The organism is Seleniivibrio sp. (assembly GCF_021209385.1).
GTDB lineage: Bacteria > Chrysiogenota > Deferribacteres > Deferribacterales > Geovibrionaceae > Seleniivibrio.
The window spans coordinates 19,381-43,434 of the sequence record NZ_JAJOIL010000013.1; the positions used below are offsets into that span (position 1 = coordinate 19,381).

Genomic DNA, 24,054 nt, shown 5'->3' on the forward strand with positions numbered 1-24,054 from the left:
TTGCGAAATTTCATCAGATACTATTCGCCGGTCAGGGTATACCATGTTTTCAGGGTTATTCTGACCGTTTTTCTGATAATCAGAGGCAGCAAAAGCTTTCTGTTCGTAAAACCGCTGCCGCCTGAAAAGCTTAAAAGTAAAATCAACAGTCTAGGTGCGAGCTTTATAAAACTTGCACAGGTACTGGCAACCAGAGCAGATTTCTTTCCCGATAACTATCTTTTCTATCTGCGTCAGCTTCACGACGAGATATCGCCCATGTCCCAAAGCGACTTTGAGAAGATATACGAACGGTCTTTCGGCGGGCGGATATGTTTTAAAGAGTTTAATAAAAAGCCAATCGCAAGTGCGTCAATCGGTCAGGTTCACAAAGCAATACTTATCGACGGTACCGAGGTGGCTGTTAAACTGCGCCGATACGATATAGAGAACGTTATCCGTGCGGATATAAACATCCTCGCGTTTTTCCAGAAGCTCTTTAAACCGATGTTCTCTGAAAATACAAAAAACTCTCTGGAATCAGTTATTTCTGAGTTCAGCAGAATGATCATGAAAGAGGTTGATCTCAATATTGAGATGCTGAACCTCCAAAAGTTTCACGAACTCTACCCAGACAACGGAGTAAGATTTCCCATCGGTTATCCGGAATGTTCGTGTGCCGATGCGATGGTGATGTCCTTTGAGCGTGGATACAGGTTCGACGATAAAGAGAACCTGAAAAAACTGAATATCAGCTTTGAAAAGCTTATGGCAAAACTGGTTAATTTCTATGTTGACCAGTCTTTTATAAAAGGTTTCTTCCATGCCGATCCCCATCCGGGCAACCTGCTGGTAACGGAAGAGGGTGAACTTATTCTGCTTGACTTCGGTATGGTTCAAAGAATTCCGTCGAAGACCAGACAGAATATCATATCGCTTGTTAAGGCGGCAAACGAAAGGGACTTTGAAGAGTATATCAAGTGTGCCAAGAAGCTTGGCATTATCTCTATAGACGCGCCTGAATTCGGTTTGCAGGATCTGGCGGAGCAGGTGTTCGACATTCTCGACAATAACGCCCTGTCTGCTCAGAGTATGCAGTCTCTGGCATACGCGCTGATGGATTCACTGAAATCTGTACCGTATAAACTGCCGCAGGAAGCAGTTTATCTCATGCGTATGAGCTCCATCATTGAGGGACTTGGTACGAACTATATACATAACTTTAACGGTATCAAGGATATATTGCCTATTCTGAAAGACAGGATGCCGGAGGCGCTTGGATTTACGGACGGGTTGTGGGAAACCGCAAAGCGCGAAACAATAGAGCTTCCTCTTACTCTGAAAAAGATTAAGAAGGTTGTTAACGACCTAAGCGGAAATAACCTGGAGGTTCGCATATCGCCTGACGATAAGGAGGCTTTGAAGCTGGCGCTGAAAAAGTATCTGCGCCCGATCTTCGCAGGAATATTGATAATAATCACTGCTTTCTTTGTTCAGGGTTCTCAGATACCCCATCATGAATATCTTTCATACATCCTGTATTTCGCGGGTGTACTGAAAATCACCTTTTCTGTTTAGTAGCTTATTTGCATACCAGCTTTTGTAAATATAACTTTGTCGCCCAGTGTCGATTTAAGAACGAATGAAGCGTCGATTCCGGTGCAGTGTCCTGTTGCAATTATTCCGATATTTTCCGCCTGAAGAGAGGCTATAACCTTATGGATATATGAACTTTCCGAACGGAACAGGTGCAGTCCGCCTGTAAGCGAGAGTATCTTTTTATCGGGGAACAGTTTTTTCGCAAAATTAATAAGATTTTCCGGTCCGCAGTGGGTGCATCCGGTTACGATATGTATGCCTTCATCTTCGCGGACGATCAGAAACTGTTCGTCGCGGAATCTATCTTTGGACGTTATGCCGTCGATTTCAGCAAATAATTTTCCGTCGGAGTCGAAATCAACTGTTCTTTCTATTGTGCCGGAAAGGAAAATGCCTGGAAATATTTCAGTCATGCCTTTATTCAGATGCAGTTTAAATCTGCGTTCAATATCTCCTCTGGTGCCGCCGAATCCGATAAAGTCATAGGTGGTCTTGCCGTTGTCGAGTTTGAGGTGGTTTTCAAATATGTATTTTGATGCGTAGATGTCGCCGGATATCTCCGCACATTCCGCAATATGTTTTGAAAGTCCGCCTGTGTGATCATAATGTCCGTGGGAAAGGACGATACAGTCCGCATTTTCTATACCGAGCTGCTTAACGTTGTTTATAAACCCGTCACCCTGTCCGGTGTCAAACAGTATTGTTTTACCTTTCGCTGTTATGAGGCAGGAAAAGCCGTGTTCTGCTAAAAGTCCTGTTCTGTCAACATAGTTATCAGTTATTATTCTTATTTCCATTGTTCATGATAACATGCAGAGCAACAGCGGCAAACAAAAAAAGCGGACATTACTGCCCTGCTTTTTTAATATTTTTTTCGATTGGCTTATTAAGCGTCGAAGTAGAGTTTGAACTCGTAGGGGTGAGGTCTGCTGTCGATAGCAGATATCTCGTTTGCTCTCTTGTACTCGATCCAGCTGGAGATAACGTCTTCAGTGAAGACATCGCCTTTAAGAAGGAAGTCGTGGTCTTTCTCAAGAGCGTTGATGGATTGCGCAAGAGAAGAGGGCATTTGAGGAATTGCAGACAGCTCGATAGGATCGAGGTCATACAGGTTTTTATCCATAGGCTCGCCCGGATCGATTTTGTTCTGGATACCGTCAAGACCTGCAAGAAGCATAACGGAGAACGCAAGATAGGGGTTGCAAAGAGCATCAGGGAATCTGATCTCAATACGTTTAGCCTTGGGAGAGGGAGAGTACATCGGGATTCTGATGGAAGCTGATCTGTTTCTTGAAGAGTAAGCCAGAGAAACGGGAGCTTCAAATCCGGGTACAAGTCTCTTGTATGAGTTAGTTGTAGGGTTTGTAAACGCAGCGATGGTATGAGCGTGTTTGATGATACCACCGATGTAGTAAAGAGCCATTTCGCTCATTCCTGCATACTGCTCACCGGCAAAAAGAGGTTTGCCGTCTTTCCAGAGTGACTGGTGAACGTGCATACCGGAACCGTTGTCGCCGTGGAGAGGTTTAGGCATGAAAGTGGCTGTTTGTCCGTGAGCTTTCGCAACGTTTCTTACAACATATTTGTAAGTCATAAGTTGGTCAGCCATTTTAAGCATGTCAGCGAATTTCATGTCGATTTCGCACTGACCGCCGGTTGCAACTTCGTGGTGAGAGTTTTCGATAACAAGACCGAGAGCTTCCATTGTCATAACCATTTCGTTACGAACGTCCCACAGAGAGTCAACGGGGGGAGCGGGGAAATATCCGCCTTTGTTGGCTACTTTGTAGCCGAGGTTTTTGCCTTCTGCGCCTGTGTTCCAGTCGCCTTCTTCAGAATCGATGAAGAAGTAGCCTGTGTTTCTTGTATAGTCGAACTGGATGTTGTCGAACAGGAAGAACTCTGCTTCGGGTCCGAAATATGCAGTATCAGCGATACCTGTAGACTGAAGGTATTTAACAGCTTTTTTAGCTATGTTTCTGGGGTCTCTTGAATAGGGTTCTTTGCTGATCGGGTCGAAAATGTTGCAGATCATGTAAAGGATAGGAAGTTCTGCAAAGGGATCGATCTTAGCAGTTGAAGGATCCGGAACCATGATCATGTCTGAGTTATTGATTGCCTGCCAGCCGCGGATGGAAGAACCGTCGAAGCCCATTCCGTTTTCAAAGAAGTCTTCGTCAACCATGTGTGCGGGGATAGTGGTATGCTGCCATGTGCCGAGGAAGTCAACAAACTTCATATCGACCATTTTGATACCGTTGTCTTTAATCATCTTGAGAACATCTTTCGGTGTCATATTGCCTCCTGGGAATATATATGCTTGGGATTAAAGTGCGTTTTCGCCGGTTTCACCGGTACGGATACGGATAACTTCATCAATGGAGAAGATGAAAATTTTGCCGTCGCCAATGCGTCCGGTCTTGGCTGCTTCCTGAATAACTTCAACAGCCTGGGCAACGAGTTCATCGGAGACTACAACTTCGACTTTGATCTTGGGGATGAAGTCGATGACATACTCGGCGCCTCTGTAAAGCTCTGTGTGACCTTTCTGTCTTCCGAAGCCCTTAACTTCGCTTATTGTGATACCCCTGATACCTATCTCGGTTAATTTTTCTTTGACATCGTCCAGTTTAAAGGGTTTGATGACAGCTTCAATCTTTTTCACCTTATACCTCCGTTGTGAGCACATCAATAGAGAGCAATAGAGATGCCAAACCATGAACCCTTTAACTAAAGGGCTTTCATAGATATGACATTTCTCTGAGTGGTCAATAAATAATCAGTACCTGTCTATTTCTTGACCATGACAGACTTTATCAGCTCAATTCTGGTTGCTATATCATCCGCATTTTTACCCTGTTTTATGCGGGCATTCTTAATAATTATCAGGTCTCTGAGTAAGTTAAGGCTCCATCCGTGATATTTGTCCAGTTCGAGAGCCTTTTCGGCAAGTTCTTCGGAGCGTTTCGGGTTGTCTATTATATAGTCAATGGCTGCTTTTCTCAACAGTCTTGTTTTTGTAACATCGTCAAACTTTGAGTCTGTCGCGATGTATGCCAGTTTTTCCCTGTCTGTTCCCTCTATTGTTCTGAAAGGTTCAGGCAGTTTGTTGCCGTCATATTTTTGCCCTGTGAGATAGAGAACGCTCTGCTGTTCCTCTTCGCACGCTCCAAGGTCTGCGTACTTTTTAGCCAATTCCAGAACAGCAGGGTCTTCTTCTCCCTCTTCAAGAACGTATCTGCCAAGATATATTCTTGAAAGGTTGCAGAGTGAATCAACCTTTCTGAACTGTGCTTCCGCTTTATAGAAATAGCTTTCGGCAACTTTCGGTTCGCCTTTCAGGTAATTTTCCATATACACGTTAAAGAATCTGCTGCCGTAAAGAAAATCCGGTGAGCTTTGGGGTTTGCTTGCGCAGGAATACAGCAGAACAGCAGCTGTCAATATAATGATAAGGTTTTTCACGGCAGTTTCACCTTTTCTTCCGCTTTTCTTGAGGTGGAGCTGTTGAACGGCCATTTCTCCTCAAGGTTCAGAAGTATCCTGTTGGATGTATTCATGATGTCGTCTGTCTGCTGACGCAGATCTTTCAGATTTGTAGTTGTTTCAGACACATCCGTGGATATTTTATTTGTGTTTTCCACTGTCTTCTGGAGTTTTGTGACAGTGTTGTCTATGTTGCGCGCCAGTTTGCCTATATCTTCGGCGCCGTCTTTGATGGCGAGTATACCTTTGTCAAGATCGGCAATTGCCGGTTTTGTCTCTGTGACGCGGTCGTTGACTCCGGCAACAGCAGTATCTACCTTGTTGGTTATCTCTATCAGATTATTCTGTGTTATGGCGAGCCTGTTCATGATCGCCTCCACTTCGTTTTTAAGATAATCAGACCGGGTGAGAAAACCCACGGAACCCTCTTTTTTGGATACGTCACCGCCAAGATCGCCAAGTCCCTGCATGAGGTCTTCGATGCTCTGTCTCTTGTCTGAAACGGATGTCGTTACCCTGTCCACGTTTTCAAGAATGTTTTTAACGTTGTCCAGCATGGGTTCAAACTTCTTTATGATGTCGGCTATCGCCTGTTCTCTTGTCAGTTTATATGTTTGTCCGTCGTCAATATCGTTCTTTGAGTCGATTCCGCCTGAAAGAACGATTGCATTGGCGCCTATGACGCCCTGTGCCTGTATCTTAGCCTGTGATTCGGGCTTGACCCATTTTTTGTAGCGGACAGGTATCTTTGCTCTGAGTTCAACAAGACCGTCGTCTCGCAGTTCGATACTGTAAACCTTTGCCAGCTGAAAACCGGAATACATAACGGGCATGCTTTTCGTCAGCCCTTCGCCGGATTCTGATATGAAAACGACCTTGACCTTTGAGGTGAAAAAGTTCTGCGTTATAAGAAATCCTGTGAGAAAAGCAAAAGACAGTACGAGGGCTACGAAAATGAAAAGCCCTACTTTGAATTCGATGTTTTTAAATCGCGGGTCACCCATGTGTCAAAATCCTTCTCTGTGTAATCCTGCATATCGTCAAACAGGTGTCTGTGGTTTTCATGGTCTATGATAACCGATTTTTTTAAATCTTCACAGCGTAAAAATTGGTGAAATTTCTCTTCATATTCTGCGATGTACATTCTTCTCGGACTGAAAAATACTATCCATTCCGCACGAAGATATTTTACCTGTAAATATTTGACAATCATCTTCTGGTAATCGTTCAGCTGGTTGTTCCGGAAGTGCATGATATCTTTTAGTCCGAAGTTCTCAAGGTCTTTTCCGACTATGTCCAGAGCTTCGGAATAAGTTATTTTGTGGTGATATGTCAGGGGAAGAAGAATATTTTCTATCACCGACAGATTGCCTATTATAGGGAAAAAAGAGGATACAAGACCGACACGCTGACTTTCGACAATCTGCATGAGGGTTTTAAGCCACTCTTTCATCTGTTCTTCGGATTTATAATATATCAGATAGTTGTTCATATGAACGTTCCTACCAGCTCAACAATTATAATTGCATAAAAGAGGCGCTGCATACCTCTTAAAAGTGCTATTGGAATTTCTGTAACTGCATTTCCTGTTTCCAGAGCAGTGTATATCGGTATTGACATTAAAAAATATCCGCCAAGTGCAATCTTTATAAAAAATGCCAATAGCGTGTCAATCGTAAAGGCGTCAAAAATTGTACCTATCAGGAAATCGAATGATATATTAAGATTAAAACTAAGTATAAGATATCCGCCGATTATTGCAATGTAGATAAAAATTACGGAGAGAACGGATAAACACACGATTCCTGAAACTATTCTTGGTATGTATAAGTAAACAAATGGGTTTATTGATAATGATTTAATAGTGTCAATCTCTCCGTTCATCTTCATAAGCGAAATCTCAGCCGTTACAGCAGTGGAGGATCTGAGGGTGAGAAGCACCATTGTAACAAGTGGTGCAAGGTGCTTGATTGTGATGGTTACAAGTACTGATCCGACTGCATCCTGAGCGCCGAACTGAACCATGAAAGGAGTAAGTCCGCCGACAAGTGTGAGACCTATTGCCACAGAAACCACCGAGAACATCGGGAGTATCTGAACCCCCGTAAAATAGACCTGGCGAAGAAATACAAGATGTACAGAGGGATAGAAGATGTGAGGATTAAAACACCCTTTGAAAAAAGAAACTGTAAAGGCGAAGTATCCGATGAAGAATTGTATCGATGCGATAGCCTTTTGTCCCAGCGCCATTATGAGTCTTTTCATAAAATGGATTATATATCATTCTTTTGCCGAATGGAATAAGAAATCTAGTTGACGACGATATTGAAAAAATGTATAGTAAAACGGTCTTTTAACTTTTAATTACATCGAATAAGTTCAGAACTTATTTTTAATTATTACAGGAGTGAATGGTATGGCTGAAAACAAAAAAGTTATTATCGACGGCAACACCGCCGCAGCCCACGTCGCACATGCGACAAACGAAGTAATCGCTATCTATCCTATCACACCTTCTTCGGTTATGGGAGAGATCTCTGATGAAAAGTCCGCAGTGGGGGAAAAGAACATCTGGGGTTCTATTCCGAAGGTTGTTGAGCTTCAGTCCGAAGGCGGAGCTTCCGGCGCGGTTCACGGTGCTCTTTCCGCAGGCGCACTGACAACCACTTTCACCGCTTCTCAGGGTCTTCTTCTGATGATCCCTAACATGTACAAGATAGCGGGCGAGCTGACACCCACAGTTTTCCACGTTTCCGCAAGGGCGCTTGCCACGCATGCTCTTTCCATTTTCGGCGACCATTCCGACGTTATGGCCTGCCGTCAGACAGGATGGGCTATGCTGGCTTCCAACAATCCGCAGGAGGTTATGGACTTCGCTCTCATATCTCAGGCGGCTGCTCTTGAGGGCAGGGTTCCCGTTCTCCACTTCTTCGACGGTTTCAGAACTTCTCACGAACTTCGCACAACCATCGCGCTGACACACGACGAAATGAAACAGATGATCTGTGACGATCTTGTCATAGCTCACAGAAAACGTGCTCTTAACCCTGATATGCCTACTATAAAAGGTACTTCACAGAACCCCGACGTCTTCTTCCAGGCGAAAGAGACTGTGAATAAATACTATCAGGACTTTGCAGCCATCATGCAGAAGCAGATGGATAAATTTGCCAAGATGACAGGACGCGCATATAACCTTGTTGACTACACTGGCGCACCCGATGCGGAAAAAGTTCTTGTTATTATGGGTTCCGGTGCTGACGTTGCCGAAGAGGCGATCGAGTACATGAACGCATGCGGCGAAAAGGTCGGTCTTATTAAAATAAGACTTTACAGACCTTTCCCCCTTGAGCAGTTCATCGCGGCACTGCCCAAAAAAGTTAAGAAGATAGCAGTTCTTGACAGAACTAAAGAGCCTGGTTCCATCGGCGAACCCATGTATCTTGATGTTCGTACTGCAATCGGCGAAGCTATGCAGAAAAAACTGTTCGTGTTCGACGGATATCCTACAATCGTCGGCGGACGTTACGGTCTGGGGTCAAAAGAGTTCACACCCGCAATGGTTAAAGCTGTGTTTGACAACCTTGATGCGAAAGAACCCGTTAACGGATTCACCGTGGGCATCGTGGACGACGTTACAAATCTCAGCCTTAAACATGACGAGAACTGGCTTACTCCTCAGGACGACGTTTTCAACGCTATGTTCTTCGGTCTCGGTTCCGACGGTACCGTCGGTGCGAACAAGAACTCCGCAAAGATCATCGGCGACCTGACAGACAACACAGTTCAGGCTTACTTCGTATACGACTCGAAAAAAGCAGGTTCAATGACAACATCACACCTGCGTTTCGGAAAGAGAAATATAAAAAGCTCCTATCTTGTTCAGAAAGCAGACTTTGTTGCATGCCACAACTTCTCATTCCTTGAAAAGTACGACATGCTTAAATATCTCAAACCCGGCGGTACTTTCCTGCTCAACAGCCAGTACGGAGCCGACGAGATATGGGCGCATATCCCCGAAACTGTTCAGAAACAGATAGTTGCCAAACAGGCGAAAGTTTACACCATCAACGCAGTTGATATAGCAGAGAAGATAGGTCTCGGTTCACGTTACAACGTTATCCTGCAGACAGCTTTCTTCAAAATATCCAACATTGTTGATTTCAGCATAGTTACTGAATCAATCAAGGATGCAAATAAAAAGACATACGGCAGATACGGCGACAAAGTTGTTAAAATGAACAACGATTCCGTTGACGCGGGGTCAACTGAACTGTTCGAGGTTAAATACCCCGGACAGGGCGGCAAACCTTCCGGTGACGAAATTGAATTTCCGCTTATCAATAACTGTGTGACAGACCCCACAGCCAGCGAATTTGTTAAAGGGACAACAAGCATGCTTGTCGCTATGAGAGGCGATGAGGTGACTGTCGGTCAGATGCCGCAGGACGGAACTTTCCCCACAGGCACTGCCAAGTTTGAGAAACGCAACATTGCGGTTCACATCCCTGAGTGGGATACTGAACTTTGCATCCAGTGCGGAATCTGCTCATTCGTATGTCCTCACGCCGCTATCCGTACAATGGTTTATCCCGCAGCGGAACTTTCAAAAGCTCCTGCCGCTTTTAAATCAATGGATGCGAAAGGCAAAGAATTCGACGGCATGAAATTTACGGTTCAGGTTGCTCCCGAGGACTGTACAGGCTGCGGCGCTTGTGTTTACAACTGCCCCGCTAAAAGCAAAACAGACCCCGAACACAAAGCCATCAACATGAAATCTCAGCTTGCTCTGCGCGAACAGGAAATGAAAAACTTCGAGTTTTTCCTTTCTCTGCCGGAGCTTCCCAATGAAAAATATAACAAGGCGACCCTTAAGGGTTCACAGCTTTCTCCCCACATGTTCGAGTTTTCCGGCGCATGTGCGGGTTGCGGCGAAACGCCTTACATCAAACTGCTCTCCCAGCTTTTCGGTGACAGAGCGCTCATCGCCAACGCCACCGGCTGTTCATCAATCTACGGCGGTAACCTGCCCACAACTCCTTACACTACGAGATGTGACGGCAGAGGACCTGCATGGTCAAACTCACTGTTTGAAGATAACGCAGAGTTCGGCTACGGAATGAGACTGACTGTTGACAAGTTCAACGAAATGGCTCTGGAACTGCTTGATAAACTTGCAGGAAAACTTGACGCTAAACTTGTTGAGGCTATCAAAACAGCAGAACAGAAAGACCAGCTTCAGATTGAGGCTCAGAGAACAAGAGTTGCCGAGCTTAAAAAAGCTCTTGAGAAAGTGGGCGGAGACGATGCGAAAAACCTCGCTTCAATAGCCGACTATCTGGTTAAAAAATCCGTGTGGATCGTGGGCGGCGACGGCTGGGCATATGACATAGGTTACGGCGGTCTTGACCACGTTCTTGCATCCAACGAGAACATCAATGTTCTGGTTCTGGATACAGAAGTGTACTCAAACACTGGCGGTCAGGCTTCAAAATCCACACCTATCGGCGCACAGGCCAAGTTCGCGTTCTCCGGTAAAGCGGCTGAAAAGAAAGACCTTTCAATGATATGCATGACATACGGACATATCTATGTTGCCAAAGTTGCTCTTTCAAACCCTGCTCAGGTAATTAAGGCGTTTGTTGAGGCAGAGGCACACGACGGTCCTTCAATCATCATAGCTTACTCACACTGTATCGCTCACGGTATCAACATGACATCCGGTGTTGAAGACCAGAGAAAAGCGGTTGCATCAGGCTACTGGCCTCTGTTCCGCTTCAATCCTGCGCTTCGCGAAGAGGGTAAAAACCCCCTTACTCTGGACAGCAAGGAGCCTACGATTTCGCTTAAAGAATTCATGGCTACAGAGAACAGATTCCGTGTCGTACAGAAAATGTTCCCTGAAAAGGCTGACGCTATCGTTAAGTTTGCAGACAGAAAGTCACGTCAGAGACTTAAACTGTATCAGGAACTTGCGAAAGTCGATTGTTCAATCGAAGAGAAATAATTTCATAATCATATGAGACTGCCGCAGGCTTCGCCCTCGCAGAGACGTTAATTCGTCTTCGCGAGGAGCGGAGCGACGCGGCGATCTCTTTTTATTGGTTTCAATAAGAGGCGCATTTTTTACCCGCCTCAAACTGCTCGATTTAAAATCTTTTATTCGTTAAGCTTAGTCGCATATTTCGGATTATACGTTCCGTATTCCGCCTGTGGATTTCTTTTTGAAGCCCAGACCAGAAGTGCATCCAGAGCAGGGCAAAGCTCCTGTCCCTCGCTTGTCAGGCTGTATTCAACCTTTGGCGGAACCTGAGGATATACGGTTCTTGACACTATTCCGTCTGCTTCAAGAGCTTTCAACTGCTGGATAAGCATTTTTTGCGTCACCTCAGGAATACTTCTTTCAAGTTCTGAGAAACGCATTACATGATTTGAAAAAAGATTCATAATTATCAGGAGCTTCCATCTCCCTTCAAGAACTCTCATCGCTTCTCTTATGCCTGTTGCGGCTGAATCCGGTGTTATCATTTCATACCTACTTTTTAGTCAGTACATTACTTTTTTGTGTGTACTTGACATAATATCAGTATAAGGCTTAATTATTCCGAAAGCAACCGCGCGGCTGACAACTCATGGAGAAATAAAATGGAAAAAGAATTTGAAGGCAAAAAAGCACTGGTCACAGGCGGGACACAGGGGATGGGAAGAGCCACGGCATTGCGTCTTGCGGCTGGCGGTGCAGAAGTTATTGTTGCCGCGAGGAGTATCCCTGACAATTGTCCTTTTAAGGGCATTTCAGCAGATATTTCCACTGTGGACGGGGCAAGAAAGATTATTGAAGACACGATTAACCACTTCGGCTGCCCCGATATCATAGTCAACAATGCCGGAGGTTCCAAATCTCCTGCCGGCGGATATCTTGCTCATACTGATGAGGAATGGCAGAAAATGTTCGAGTTCAACCTGTTCGGTGCCGTAAGGCTCGACAGAGGATTTTTACCTTTCATGACAGAGAGAAAGAGCGGTGTCATAATACATATATCTTCCATACAGAGCCACAAGCCCATTTATGAATCCACCCTAGGGTATGCTGCCGCAAAAGCGGCGCTGAATAACTACAGCAAGGCGCTTTCTCTGGAGGTCGCTAAATTCGGTATCCGCGTGAATGTGGTTTCTCCCGGATTTATAGAGACAGACGCGGCACGCGACTTCATTCGTCTGATAGCTGATGATAAGAAAATATCAGAGGATGAGGCGCGCAATGAGATCATAAATTATATCGGAGGCATACCCCTCGGCAGAACAGGCAGACCGGAAGAGGTTGCAGAGTTGACAGCCTTTTTGGCATCGGACAGAGCAAAATGGATCACCGGAGTGGAATACAGAATAGACGGCGGAACAATACAGACCCTTTAGGAGGCAAAATGTCAGTATATTTTATTTTTATCAGAGAAAGACTTAGAGACCAGAAAGAGATTGACGAATATGCGAAGCTCGCCCCTGCCGCAGCAAAGGGACATAACATGCGTCCGCTCGCTGTTTACGGCAAAACGGAAACGCTGGAAGGAGCCGAGGCGCAGGGTGTTGTGATTCTTGAGTTTACAACTTATGAAGAGGGAATGGCGTGGTACAACAGCAGTGAGTATTCGGAAGCTATGAAACACAGGAATCTGGGCGCAGATTACAGATTGATAGTCACTCACGGTATATAATCATATAGAGCGGGTTCATCCCGCTCTTTTTTCCGGTTTCCATATGCGTCGCATTACTGCGTCAGTTTCGCCTTGGAGCTGCTCACATACTTTGTGCGTATGCTCACAGCCCTCTCGGTTCAGCTTCCTTGTACTGCTTGCATTTAGAAACCAAGTTTAATAACACACTTCATCTACTTTAAACATTTCATTTTTTCATTACGGCTATAATCCACCGCATGAAGACAGCACTGACATATGAGCAGAATTTATGAGGCGGATGCTTTATGCGCACCGCCTCCGTCTTCATTAGAGGTGGCATGGAAAAGATAGCGGAGCGAATCAAAGAATACGAGGGTTACAGAGAAAAACCCTATCAGTGTACAGCTAAAAAATGGACCATCGGCTTCGGGTATAACTATGAAGACCGCGGGTTTTCCACATCAGACATCACAGATATACTTGAAAACGGCTTCACGAAAGAGCTTGCGGAAAAGCTTCTTGAAAGAGACGTGAGGCGCTGCACGAAAGAGGCGGAGGCGTTCCCGTTCTTTAATTCCATGAACGAAGCCAGACGAGCGGTAGTTATCGACATGATATACCAGATGGGTGTCGGGGGGTTCAAAGGTTTCAAGAATATGATAGAGCGGCTCACAAAAGGCGACTGGAAAGGAGCTTCAACCGAGATGATACACAGCAAGTGGTATACGCAGTCCGGACGCAGAAGCAGGACAAATGTGAAGCAGATGGAAGAGGGAACTTGGCAGGAGGTGAAATAGATGACAGGTGTTTTAACTAAGGTGGTTGTTGCGGCACTCAGCAGAGTGTTTTATGCGTTCATGACTGAGAAGATGATATCCATGGTCATTATCGAGGTGCTGAAAAAGCTTTCGGAAAAGACCACGAATACGCTTGATGACGAGATAGTTATGAAGCTGGAAGCAAACCTGAACGTATAAAAACAATGAGATCGCCGCGTCGCTGCGCTCCTTGCGAAGACAGATAGCTGTCTCTGCGAGGGCGTAGCCCGCGGCAGTCTCATTAAAAATTTAGCTTTCGATGTACTTTTCTGTCATTTCATACATTGTCCAGACACCGCAAGGGCAGACGCCTGCGCAGATTCCGCAGCCGATGCATTTTGAGGGGTTGGAAACGTATTCAAATTTACCGTCAATTTCTTTCCTTGTGATCGCCTGTTCGGGGCAAACCTCAAGGCAGAAGGAACAGTCGCGGCAGAAACCGCAGCTCATACATCTTCCTGTTTCGTCTTCGGCGGAGAGTTCTTCAACGCGCTGAGGATTCATGGGATGATAGTATGCGTCCTTCACCTTATCCTGAGGGATAACGGGTGCTTTTTCAAATTTATCCAGTTTGCGTCCGTTGAGCAGTTTGTCCACGTTGATGGCAGCTTTGCGTCCGTCGCCCAGAGCGTGTGTGAACAGTCCCTGTTTGATGGCGTCCCCTGTTATGAACACTTTTTCGTCCGCTTCACACTGGAAGTATTCGTTCATTTTAACAAGCCCTCTTTCGTTTAGCCATGACTTGTCGATGAAAGAGAAGTCCGGTCTGTCGCCCACCGCGATAATAACGGTGTCAGCAGGTATCATGGTGCCGTCTTTTGTTAAGACGCCTTCATCAGTTACTTTCTGAGTGAACACAGGCCAGAGTATTTTAACGCCGAGATGTCTGGCATGCTCCATTTCCGCTTCAAAAGCTGCGGGTTTCTGGATATCTATTGCTGTGACCTCTTTTGCGCCCATTTCGTATGCGCCGATTACAACGTCCATCGCTGCGTTGCCCGCACCGATAACGACCACTTTAGCGCCGACTTTGGGTTTAAGCCCTTTGTTTACCTCTTTCAGGAAGTCGAGACCCTTAACGAGTTTTTCGTGTCCTTCAAAAGGAATTACTACTGGGATGTGTGCGCCGACGGCAACTATCACAGCGCTGTAGTCTTTGCGCAGTTTATCGAAAAGGTTTTTGTCAACCTTTGAGTTGGTTTTGATGTTAACGCCTTTGTCGATGATACGTTTAAGCTCGGCTGCAAGAACTTCCTGCGCCAGACGTTCGTTGGGGATAACCTGTTTCAGCTTACCGCCCACAACGCTGTCCTGTTCGTAAACGTCGACCTGATAGCCGAGTTTGCGCAGGTGCCATGCAGCTGAAAGACCGGATGAACCGGAACCGATTATCGCAACTTTTTCAGCTTTCTGGGGCGCATCGAAAACGATATCTGCCTCTTTGCTGAGCTGTCCGAGCTGTTTTATCTTAACGGGTATATCTACTTTTTTACGGGAGCAGATGTCCTGACAGAGGTTGGGACATACCTGACCGCATACGGAAGCGGGGAAGGGGCTGTATTCCAGCACCAGTTCCAGAGCTTCTTTAACTTTTCCCTGACGCAGAAGCGCTATACGCTTTTGTGTGGGGATGAAAACTGGGCAGTTGTATTCACAGGGGGCTGAATATCTGGCGTTTTGCCATTCGGGATATTTCAGTCTGTAATCGCCTGTTTCAACGTAGTTTGCCACATAATAGTCTTCCTGCAAAAGGTCGCCGAATATGCCGCCCTCAACCCACTGACCAAGACGGAAGTCTCTGATGGGAATGAGTGATTTAACCTTTTTCTCTTCAAATGTTTTGGCGACTATCTTTTTCCATCCGCTCATGTCTGAAAGGATGGAGAGAGCGTCTTTTCTGTCAACTTTGCCGAGGAATTCGGGAAGTCCGGCGAGAAGGAAGTCCTTGTCGCTTTCGTCCAGATCCATCAGCCATACGTCTTTGGAAAGCCCTTTGACGTTGCCTCTGAAATAGACTGTTCCGCCGACCATACCGACACAGCTTCTGTCGCCGAGAACGGATGCTGATTCTTCTGCGCCGAGACCGCAGACGATGGCTGTACCGCCGCCCATGAACTCGAAGCTGAACGAACCTACGGTTTTAAGTACCCAGAATTCCGGTGAAGGGAATTTGGGGTCGTGTTTCATAAGTGCGCCGGAACGTGTTCCGGTTCTGCCTGCGACATATATCTTACCGGATGCCGCGCAGTGTGCGGTTGTGTCGCCGCCGTCACCGTTAAGGATGATGGTTGCGCCCGCGTTCAGCCAGCCAACGTCCGCAGGTGCGGAACCGTTGATGATTATCTCTGTTCCGGGCATACCCATTGAGCCGACACGCTGACCGGGGTTTTTAACCGTAAATTTCAGCGGGGTTCCGTCTGTTGTCCAGAGGGGACCGCCGATGTTGTGCTGACCGGAGGCTTCAACTTCAAATTCGGTGAAGCCTTCTTCCAGTTTTGCGTATACGTTTTTAAGAAGGTTCTGGGTGGAAACCCTTTTGCCGTCTATTATACCTTGAATTTTAACTGTTTCTTTGCTCATCTTCTCCCCTCCTTAACACGAATACTGAATGTTAAGTCTGTCAGCCACTGCTCTGTCAACCGAGATGAGGCAGTCGGAGCGTCCGACAGGGAGCGAACTGTTGCCGATAGGCGCAAGCATCTTTTTAAGCTCGTTGTCGGTGGCTATGAAGTAGTTGACTATCTGTTCAGCCGTCTTGTCGATGTCGAGACGTTTGACCAGAGTGGGGTTCTGTGTACAGATACCGACAGGGCAGAGACCTGTGTTGCAGGCGTTGCATTTGCCGTGGTCGTTGCCGACGCATCCGGCTATCTGGAGCATAAGCTTGCCTGTGAACACACCGTTTGCACCCAGCGCTATCATTTTGAACGCATCAGCGGCGAGGTTCCAGTTGGCACCAAGTCCGCCAGCCGCCCAAAGTGGTATCTGACCCTGTTTGCCCTGATGCACGGCGGCGTTGTAGCAGTCGCGCAGTTTGGACACTATGGGGTGACCTGTGTGGTCCAGAGATATTTCGTTTGCCGCGCCGGTTCCGCCTGCGAGACCGTCAACGAAGAAACCGCCGACAATGTTGTAGGGGTCGCGGAGCAGGTTGTTGTAAACCGATACGGAGGTGGCGCTTGCGGCAACCTTGATCGCCACGGGAACCTGAAACTTGAACGCGGAGTTCAGAGACAGGAACATTTTCTGAACGCTCTCCTCAATTGAGTACAGACCCTGATGGTTGGGGGGGCTGAGCAGGTCTGCCTTCGGCACTCCTCTGATTTCAGAGATGTGAGATGCAACCTTTTTCGCTTGCAGCAGACCGCCGTCGCCGGGTTTTGCACCCTGACCGATCTTTATAAGCACGCCCGCAGGAAGTTCCTGCATCATGGGCATGGAGTTGATGATACGGTTCCAGCCGAAGTGACCGGAAGCTATCTGGAGTATTACATATTTAAGGTATCTGGATTTCAGCAGTCTGATCGGCACGCCGCCTTCACCTGAACACATGCGCACAGGCAGTCCGACCTGTTCGTTGAGGTATGCAACGGCTATTGCCATCGCTTCCCACATACGCCATGAAAGAGCGCCGATGGACATATCGCCCACGATGATGGGGTAAATCCAGTTTACTTTAGGTGTCGCGCTGTTCATCACCAGCTTGCCGTCGACAACGTCAAAAGGCATCTCGTCTGCGGGCAGTATGCGCCCGAAGGGAGCCAGCATGTCGAAGGTGTGTCTGGATGCATCCAGCGAGGGGTCGGTCATCTGAGAGATACGTCCGACCTTGATTTTGTCCAGAGTGCGTTTTTCGGTAGCGAGGTTTGCGCGTCCGCCTCTTTTATAGGGGTCGGCAAGTGTCGCACGGTATTTAACGCCGAATCTGGAATCTTCGTTGCGCACGGGTTTGATAGCCTCGTTGGGGCATACCCTTTCGCAGATGCCGCATCCGCGGCAGAAGTTATATTCGCCCACCACCTGTTTGATGACGGGTACTGTTTTGAACTGAACCTTTGGTTCGGGTGTGAAATGGTCGCTTATGACCTTTCTGCGTTTTTCAACTCCGGCTTCGATAGCCCTGAAAGGGCAGGCCGCAACGCATTTTCCGCAGAATGTACATCTGTCGGTGTTGTATTGTAATTGCCAATCCAGATCATCTCTGGAAATCTGATTTACTTTCATTGTTGCCATCTTTCCACCTCCAGATTGTTGTTGATAACAACCATCTCCCTTTCGTGAGTGTAGATGTCCTGTGTCCAGTCGCGTTCGGGCAGAATTTCGTTCAGACCTGTCACCTCGGAGGAGATGACCGCCGTGTCTGCCGTATGTCCGATAACAACGGGGCGGAGTTTTTTCGCATCGCAGGTGTTGAACATTGTTCCGTCGGGAAGCACTGCGATGATGGTATTGGGTCCGTTAAGCTCAAGGTTGCCCAGAACCGCACGGATGTTTTGCAGTATCGCGTGGTCTTCACGTTTTTCAGCATCATCATACGCAAGGGGTGTGATGGTGTGTTTGTAATACTGCAGCGGCCATTTCAGTATCTTGTGGATGTAGTGCAGTGTGTAAAGGAAACACTGTGAATCCGACTCGAAACCGATATAGCCTTTATAAAGGTTTTTCTGGAAGTTCTTGTTCTTTTCATAAAAAGTGTTCTCACCGTTTGCAAGCGCTGTGTAACCTTCAAGGAAGAAGGGGTGCGCGGCATAACGCACGATGTCATAGTTAGTGTTCTGACGGCACTGCGCGGTGATTATCTTCGCTGTGAAGTCCTCATCCGGCTGCCACAGGTTGAAATAGGTTCCGATATCTGTGGGGTCGCCGATCTCTTTAAGGGTGAGAACGTCCGGCCAGAACGAATAGACATATCCGTCGTTCGTTTCTTCCAGAGCTTCTCTTATCTGCAGGCGGATATCCACGAGAAGTTCTTCCTTCTCGCGCGCCGGTGCGTACTTATAGCTTTTGGGATAGTGAAGAACCTGAAAGACATAATTAGGCATCGGTTCGATCTTCAATCCCGCCTGTTCGTTGATCTCCGGACTCCACTGCATCACGCGGCTGAAACCTGCCTCGTGCAGGATGTCTTCAGCTATTTTAACTCCCTCGTCAGTGCATGCCATAGAGAGAATGGGCAGTTCCTTGTAGTTGGCAAATCTGCCTCCGAGGTCCTGCATAACCATGGCGAAGCCTGAATTGTCATGCCCTTTCTGCTGTGATCTCATAAGGTGAAGGGCTTTTGAGGGGTGTATGTAGTTTTTGGATTTAATTGCTCCTATTCTGCACATACTTTACCTCCTTTATAACCTTATAAAATGAATTAAATGAAAAGTCAATAATTCTATAATTAGGAATAGCATGTGAGAAGACTAAGAAAATAAGGTCTGATACGAAACATGAGTGTATGCTTGATTTCTGTTCTGCTGAATTGTTCATACATAAAGGTTTTTTAAGACGGGCTAAACTTAGTTTAGAAGGCTTAAATTTCAGTTTAGTTTGTTTTGATATAAATTTTTTTAATTTTGACTTTCAGATTTCCAATATACAAGCTAAAATAGTTCACACGCAAAGAGGGATTTATGGAGAAAAAGAAGCCCGGGTTTTCTCTTAAGGTCAATCAGGAGATAACAAACCTTTTCAAAAACTACGGAAAACTGAAAAAGTTTGTCGAAGGTGACTGTGTGATTCGTCAGGGAGAGTACGCAACCCATGTGTACATACTCTTAAGCGGTGAAGCAGAGGTTGTCCGTATCGACAGATTCGGCAATGAAAACAGGCTTGCTGTGCTTGGCGGCGGCGATATTGTCGGCGAAATGGGCGCTTTTCTCGAAAATAATCAGCGTTCCGCCACTGTAAAGGCAAAAAGTCCGGTTCTTCTTGCTCTGGAATGCCCGAACCAGATGTTCATACGCGGTCTGTTCAATACGCACGAACTGACATATCGTGTCATAAAAAATTATGCTGAACGGCTTAACGACCTTAATATATCATCCTCTAACCATTTTCAATCGCGTGTCATGCTTGTTGTCGGCTATTGCATCGAACAGAAAATGAACTGGAACAGCAATGTTTGTGAAGTTGAACTCGATTTTAAAGAGGTTATCAGCCGTTCAGGGCTTGAAGCATGGAAGATAACCGATGCGATACATAATTTTAAGACCCTCAACATATTTAAAAAACTTATTTTTCCTGCAGAGGTAAAAGTTGTTGAATCGGATGACGGGAAACCTACCGATGTGAAACGGACGGAACCGACGAAGGTCATAATAGAGGTGGATACGGCGCGTTTTAAAGAGCAGATGAAAAGACTTTCCTATTGTTAAAAATGCCTTGTCTTTGCGAAGGCTGCAGCCCGAAGCAATCTGATCCGCTCAGACTGCCGCGTCAGCCTTAAGGCTTCCTCGCAGAGACGTAAACTTGTGTTTCTCATTATATATTGACAAAAACCCGCCTGTAATTTACCTTTGCTTTCCCAAAGAGCTTTTTTTCAGAGGAATAATGGTCAAAGTTGAATTTCCCGACGGCACCATCCGTGAATCGGGAAAGAACAGAATTAAAGATATACTTCGAGATGTCGGTCAGAACGAAAATGCGGTTCTGGTGGTGGTGGACGGCTGTCTTGTCACGCCCGACCTGTGTGTTAAGAACGGCACGGAGATAAAACTCATATCGGTTGTGAGCGGCGGCTGATGAAATGTATCAAATGCGAAGAAAACGCCGTAATCAGCCTCAGCAGGCACAACGCAGGATTTTGTAAAGACCATTTCACCGAATATTTCCACAGACAGGTGGAAGCCGCTATAAAAGAATACTCCATGCTGAAAACGTCCGACCGTGTTATGGTGTGCGTTTCCGGCGGTAAGGACAGTCTTGTCCTCTGGCATATCCTTAACCTTATGGGATATAAGACTGCCGGAATGTATGTCAGCCTCGGCATAGGCGAATATTCACAGAAATCCAAAGCGAAGGTTTTAGCCTTTGCTGAAAAGAATAAACTCGAATCAATTATAATAGACCTCGATGAAGAAAAATGCCCGATACCGCTTCTGGCGGCGAAGACAAAGAGAAACGCCTGTTCCGTATGCGGGCAGGTGAAGAGGCATTACTTCAACAAGGTGGCGCTGGACGGCGGTTTCACCGTCGCGGCGACAGGTCATAACCTCGACGACGAGGCGGCTCGGATGCTTGGCAACGTTCTGCGCTGGGACACGAAACACCTTGCGAAGATGAGCCCCATATTGCCGGAAGAGGGCGAAACCATAAAAAGAAAGGTAAAACCGCTTATCCGCCTTACAGAAAAAGAGGTTGCGGCTTACGCATTTCTCAACGGCATAGACTATATCCCTGATGAATGTCCGAAGAGCCGCGGTGCATCGTCTCTGAAGTTTAAGGAAGTTCTTAACGAACTGGAAGCAGCCGCTCCCGGTACGAAACATTTCTTTTACGGCGAATTTTTCAGAGCGGCGGCGGACAGATTTCCGTATATAACCAACGAATCAGATAAAGATGAAATAAAAAAATGTATAAAATGCGGGGCGGAATCGTACCTTGATGTATGTTCCTTTTGCAGATTAACGGAGAAACTGAATGGCTAAACTTGAATACGGTTCACTGGCATTTGTTATTGATGAAGTGAGGGGAAAACGACACCTTCTGAGAATGAAAGAGGGAGTACGCTTTTCTTCGCAGTTCGGTTTCATCGACCACGAGGACATCATTAAAGCGGGGGACGGCGGTGTGGCATACACTCAGAAGGGTGTTGCATACCGCGTATTTTACCCAACATACAGCGATTATGTAATGAACATAAAACGCCGCGCACAGATAATCTATCCAAAAGACAGCGCAGCAATAATTATGTCCGGCGACATTCACGGAGACCAGCGCGTTCTGGAATCTGGAATCGGTCAGGGTGCAATGTCGATCGCGTTACTCCATGCGCTTGGCGGCAAAGGACAGCTTACAAGTTATGAGATACGCGAGGATTTCGCCATGGATGCGGCAAAGTTCATCGGAGAGTATTACGGTGACGCTCCTAACCACTCAATTGAGATAAGAAGCGTTTACGAAGGTATAGACGGCGAATTCGACAGGATCGTTCTTGACCTGCCGGAACCGTGGCATGTGGTTAAACACTGTGACACGGGGCTTGCAAACGGCGGGCTTATCGTATGCTATCTGCCCACAATCCTTCAGGCGGTGACGCTTGTTGAGCATCTTAAAGCCAGCGGCTATTTTGAAGAGATAGAGACGTTTGAGATCACAAAACGCCCTTGGAAGATAGACGGACGTTCAGTGCGTCCCGAAATGTGGACATATAACCACAGCGCATTTCTCATAAAGGCGCGTAAAGTGGTTCCCATGCCCGTCCGCGAGATTAAAAGAGAGGACGTCAGCGATAAATATACAGAGTCTTCAGAACCTATGGAGTATACTGACCAGAACTGAGGAAAAAGTCGGTGAAATCATAGTATAACTGACTGCTGCTGCTGTAATAGTTGCTGGTGGTGAATCCGTATCTGAAATAGTCCAGAGTACCTGCGTAGGTCGTATTGTCCGGGAAACAATCTTTTAACAGAGGGTCTCCCGTGGGGTATGCTGTGCCGTTTATCAGTTTGTCATAAACGTAGTGGGCTGTTTGGTCTGTCATAGCCGCTTTCAGTGTGCTGTTGCTGTTCAGATCGGTCATATTGTATTTCCACACATAAACGCAGGTGTAGTTACTGCTTCCCGAAAGTCCGGTGCATGCTGTGCCGCTGCTGTTGCATCCTCCGATGGCTTCAAGTCTGACGCCCATCTTTTCTCCTTTGTCGTAGCTGTTCACGATGGGAGCATCTGAATTGTTATAATAACATCCGAAACCCTTCACCCCTGAATTTATGCCGTTTGAGCCGCATCTGTCATTGTAGGTCGTTGCATAGATTCTGGTTCCGGACAGTGTGTCGTGAACGTTATCTCCATAGGCAGTGAACGTGTCGTTGTTATTGAAATTGCCTTTGTTGTCCCACGTTCCGTCATAATTATTTATGTTAGCGTATGAAACAATAGCCATGTGGTTATTGTTAATGTCGTTTTTACCGTCATTCTGGAGATCGAACTCGATGGCAAAGCTGTTGCCCGCTTTAATTCCTTTGTGGTCGCCGCCGCTTCCTCCGTAACCAAGCCCTGAATCGCCGGAACCTGTCATTTTAAGTGTCGATGTATAGGCTGAACCTGCGACATAGCTTTTTATAATAGTAAATGTAAACCCAAGCGCCTGCTGCCATGCGGAAGGGTTTCTGTAATATTCCACGGTAAAATAGGTGGAGATAAGCCCTTTGTTTCCGAACTTGGGACAAGCCGAAGCGGACGTCGGGTTTGCGCTGCAATTGTACAGTACGCTTATAACCCGCGTGTTGGAGTTCTGAACCAGCTTTATCTGGTCAGAATTGACGATTGCCGTATTGGAATCTGCAACTGTATCGTTTGATACAAAGTTGCTTCCGCCTGTTGAAACGACATCGACATAATTGTTGCTGCCATTGCCGCCGCTTTCGGGTGCCGCCATAGCAACCTCGAATTCCCTGAGTATTCGCAGGTTATAATTTTTTGTGACGATTATGCCGTTGGCATCTTCCAGCCGCACCTTTATGAGAGCCGAACCGCTGTCTGATTGGGCGACGGAAAGAGCTTTTTTATTAGAATGTATGGTTATTGTATCGCCTGTTATGCCGTTGCCTGAATTGCAGGAGCCGATATCTTTTATACCGTGTGAATCATCACTGCTGTCGGTTCCGAAGAACATCTGGTCTTTCACAGTGGCTTTGTTGTCCGATTCAACGCACCATTTGTAGTCCGCTGTGCCGCCTCTGAGCGTCAGTTTGTATTCATAGCTGTTGGACACCACAGCGTCCGGCAGTTTGTTTTGCTCTATGCCCAGAGAGCCTTCGCAGCCTGCCATTGCTTTCAGTGTATCAAGATTCATCCAGCCGACAACATCGTCAAATTTCACGCCGCTGACCGTTTCTCCGTCCTCATAAAAGGTGTATGCTTTGCCTGACTCGGCGTATTGTTTCTGTCCGTCTTCGCCTTTGCTGATGATTATGAAAGCTATATCATTTTCTATTATATTTGGTGCGGTTACGCTCATGTCTGTGGATTCGATGGAGCATATATCTGTGTCGTCAAGACCTGCGGCGATTTTGTATTCAAGGTCGTTTCCGAACGCATCTTTTGTCTGTGAGGTTGCCGGAGAAAGAGATGCGGGTAATTTTCTTGCTCTCACTGTATATGCGGCAATGTCCTTAACGGCTAATGCGATGAAGTTTTTTGTTGTCGTTTGTTTATTGCCGCTGAATGCTCCGTGGAGTATCTTCATCGCTCCGGCGGAAACAATGCCTACGATGATAAGTACGATTGCGAGTTCAAGAAGCGTAAACCCTTTTTTGTTCATATTGTGTTCCAAATACTTTATATCCTTT

Annotated in this window: 22 protein-coding genes; 10 read left to right on the forward strand and 12 right to left on the reverse strand. The window is 46.4% G+C overall.

What is annotated here, in order from left to right; translation table 11 throughout:
* Positions 1 to 1,557 (forward strand): AarF/UbiB family protein, encoded by a 1,557-nt coding sequence (locus LRY47_RS03715; protein ID WP_295222713.1) that lies wholly within the window; start codon positions 1 to 3, stop codon positions 1,555 to 1,557.
* Here the strand turns inward: LRY47_RS03715 and LRY47_RS03720 are convergent.
* The 7 genes from LRY47_RS03720 to LRY47_RS03750 form a co-directional block, all read right to left on the reverse strand.
* Positions 1,554 to 2,375 carry an MBL fold metallo-hydrolase gene (locus LRY47_RS03720; RefSeq protein ID WP_295222715.1) on the reverse strand — a complete coding sequence of 274 codons (822 nt, stop codon included), beginning with the start codon at positions 2,373 to 2,375 and terminating at the stop codon, positions 1,554 to 1,556. The genes LRY47_RS03715 and LRY47_RS03720 overlap by 4 nt on opposite strands.
* Positions 2,376 to 2,464: 89 nt before the next feature.
* A complete protein-coding gene (gene glnA, locus LRY47_RS03725) occupies positions 2,465 to 3,874 on the reverse strand; it encodes a type I glutamate--ammonia ligase (protein WP_295222716.1) in 1,410 nt (469 codons plus the stop codon).
* Positions 3,875 to 3,904: 30 nt separating this feature from the next.
* On the reverse strand, positions 3,905 to 4,243 hold the full coding sequence (locus LRY47_RS03730; protein WP_132873414.1) for a P-II family nitrogen regulator: 339 nt from the start codon (positions 4,241 to 4,243) through the stop codon (positions 3,905 to 3,907).
* 125 nt (positions 4,244 to 4,368) lie between these two features.
* Entirely contained in the window at positions 4,369 to 5,043 is a 675-nt protein-coding gene (locus tag LRY47_RS03735) for a hypothetical protein (RefSeq protein WP_295222718.1), read from the reverse strand.
* Positions 5,040 to 6,068, reverse strand: a complete 1,029-nt coding sequence (locus LRY47_RS03740) for an MlaD family protein (RefSeq protein WP_295222720.1) — start codon at positions 6,066 to 6,068, stop codon at positions 5,040 to 5,042. The genes LRY47_RS03735 and LRY47_RS03740 overlap by 4 nt, the downstream gene beginning before the upstream one ends.
* The gene (locus tag LRY47_RS03745) at positions 6,029 to 6,556 is read right to left on the reverse strand and encodes a hypothetical protein (RefSeq protein ID WP_295222721.1); all 528 of its coding nucleotides are present in this window, start codon (positions 6,554 to 6,556) and stop codon (positions 6,029 to 6,031) included. The genes LRY47_RS03740 and LRY47_RS03745 overlap by 40 nt, the downstream gene beginning before the upstream one ends.
* Entirely contained in the window at positions 6,553 to 7,329 is a 777-nt protein-coding gene (locus LRY47_RS03750; protein WP_295222723.1) for an ABC transporter permease, read from the reverse strand. Before LRY47_RS03750 ends, LRY47_RS03745 begins: the two co-directional genes overlap by 4 nt.
* A gap of 151 nt (positions 7,330 to 7,480) precedes the next feature.
* On the opposite strand from LRY47_RS03750, the gene nifJ reads away from it, so the two are divergent.
* Complete coding sequence (nifJ, locus tag LRY47_RS03755; protein WP_295222724.1) at positions 7,481 to 11,071, forward strand: pyruvate:ferredoxin (flavodoxin) oxidoreductase; 3,591 nt, start codon at positions 7,481 to 7,483, stop codon at positions 11,069 to 11,071.
* A gap of 152 nt (positions 11,072 to 11,223) precedes the next feature.
* Here the strand turns inward: nifJ and LRY47_RS03760 are convergent, their stop codons facing one another.
* A complete protein-coding gene (locus LRY47_RS03760; RefSeq protein WP_295222726.1) occupies positions 11,224 to 11,592 on the reverse strand; it encodes a helix-turn-helix domain-containing protein in 369 nt (122 codons plus the stop codon).
* 117 nt (positions 11,593 to 11,709) lie between these two features.
* On the opposite strand from LRY47_RS03760, the gene LRY47_RS03765 reads away from it, so the two are divergent.
* From LRY47_RS03765 to LRY47_RS03780, 4 genes are all read left to right on the forward strand, one after another.
* A complete protein-coding gene (locus tag LRY47_RS03765) occupies positions 11,710 to 12,480 on the forward strand; it encodes an SDR family oxidoreductase (RefSeq protein ID WP_295222728.1) in 771 nt (256 codons plus the stop codon).
* 8 nt (positions 12,481 to 12,488) lie between these two features.
* The gene (locus LRY47_RS03770) at positions 12,489 to 12,776 is read left to right on the forward strand and encodes a DUF1330 domain-containing protein (RefSeq protein ID WP_295222729.1); all 288 of its coding nucleotides are present in this window, start codon (positions 12,489 to 12,491) and stop codon (positions 12,774 to 12,776) included.
* A 299-nt stretch (positions 12,777 to 13,075) separates the two neighbouring features.
* Entirely contained in the window at positions 13,076 to 13,534 is a 459-nt protein-coding gene (locus LRY47_RS03775) for a glycoside hydrolase family protein (protein ID WP_295222730.1), read from the forward strand.
* A complete protein-coding gene (locus LRY47_RS03780; RefSeq protein WP_295222732.1) occupies positions 13,535 to 13,714 on the forward strand; it encodes a hypothetical protein in 180 nt (59 codons plus the stop codon).
* Positions 13,715 to 13,804: 90 nt separating this feature from the next.
* Here LRY47_RS03780 and LRY47_RS03785 read toward each other — a convergent pair whose 3' ends face one another.
* The 3 genes from LRY47_RS03785 to LRY47_RS03795 are packed head-to-tail and all read right to left on the reverse strand — an operon-like array spanning position 13,805 to position 18,882.
* Positions 13,805 to 16,135 (reverse strand): FAD-dependent oxidoreductase, encoded by a 2,331-nt coding sequence (locus LRY47_RS03785; protein WP_295222734.1) that lies wholly within the window; start codon positions 16,133 to 16,135, stop codon positions 13,805 to 13,807.
* A 12-nt stretch (positions 16,136 to 16,147) separates the two neighbouring features.
* Entirely contained in the window at positions 16,148 to 17,788 is a 1,641-nt protein-coding gene (locus LRY47_RS03790) for a glutamate synthase-related protein (RefSeq protein WP_295222735.1), read from the reverse strand.
* A complete protein-coding gene (locus tag LRY47_RS03795; RefSeq protein ID WP_295222737.1) occupies positions 17,776 to 18,882 on the reverse strand; it encodes a glutamate synthase in 1,107 nt (368 codons plus the stop codon). The genes LRY47_RS03790 and LRY47_RS03795 overlap by 13 nt, the downstream gene beginning before the upstream one ends.
* 291 nt (positions 18,883 to 19,173) lie before the next feature.
* Here LRY47_RS03795 and LRY47_RS03800 point away from each other — a divergent pair, with 291 nt between their 5' ends.
* The 4 genes from LRY47_RS03800 (at position 19,174) to LRY47_RS03815 (ending at position 22,042) form a co-directional block, all read left to right on the forward strand.
* Entirely contained in the window at positions 19,174 to 19,917 is a 744-nt protein-coding gene (locus LRY47_RS03800; RefSeq protein ID WP_295222738.1) for a cyclic nucleotide-binding domain-containing protein, read from the forward strand.
* A gap of 175 nt (positions 19,918 to 20,092) precedes the next feature.
* On the forward strand, positions 20,093 to 20,284 hold the full coding sequence (locus LRY47_RS03805; RefSeq protein WP_295222740.1) for a MoaD/ThiS family protein: 192 nt from the start codon (positions 20,093 to 20,095) through the stop codon (positions 20,282 to 20,284).
* A complete protein-coding gene (locus tag LRY47_RS03810) occupies positions 20,284 to 21,189 on the forward strand; it encodes an ATP-binding protein (protein WP_295222742.1) in 906 nt (301 codons plus the stop codon). Before LRY47_RS03805 ends, LRY47_RS03810 begins: the two co-directional genes overlap by 1 nt.
* Entirely contained in the window at positions 21,182 to 22,042 is an 861-nt protein-coding gene (locus tag LRY47_RS03815) for a tRNA (adenine-N1)-methyltransferase (protein ID WP_295222744.1), read from the forward strand. Before LRY47_RS03810 ends, LRY47_RS03815 begins: the two co-directional genes overlap by 8 nt.
* Here the strand turns inward: LRY47_RS03815 and LRY47_RS03820 are convergent.
* Complete coding sequence (locus LRY47_RS03820) at positions 22,017 to 24,026, reverse strand: prepilin-type N-terminal cleavage/methylation domain-containing protein (RefSeq protein ID WP_295222745.1); 2,010 nt, start codon at positions 24,024 to 24,026, stop codon at positions 22,017 to 22,019. The genes LRY47_RS03815 and LRY47_RS03820 overlap by 26 nt on opposite strands.
* Positions 24,027 to 24,054: the final 28 nt, after the last annotated feature.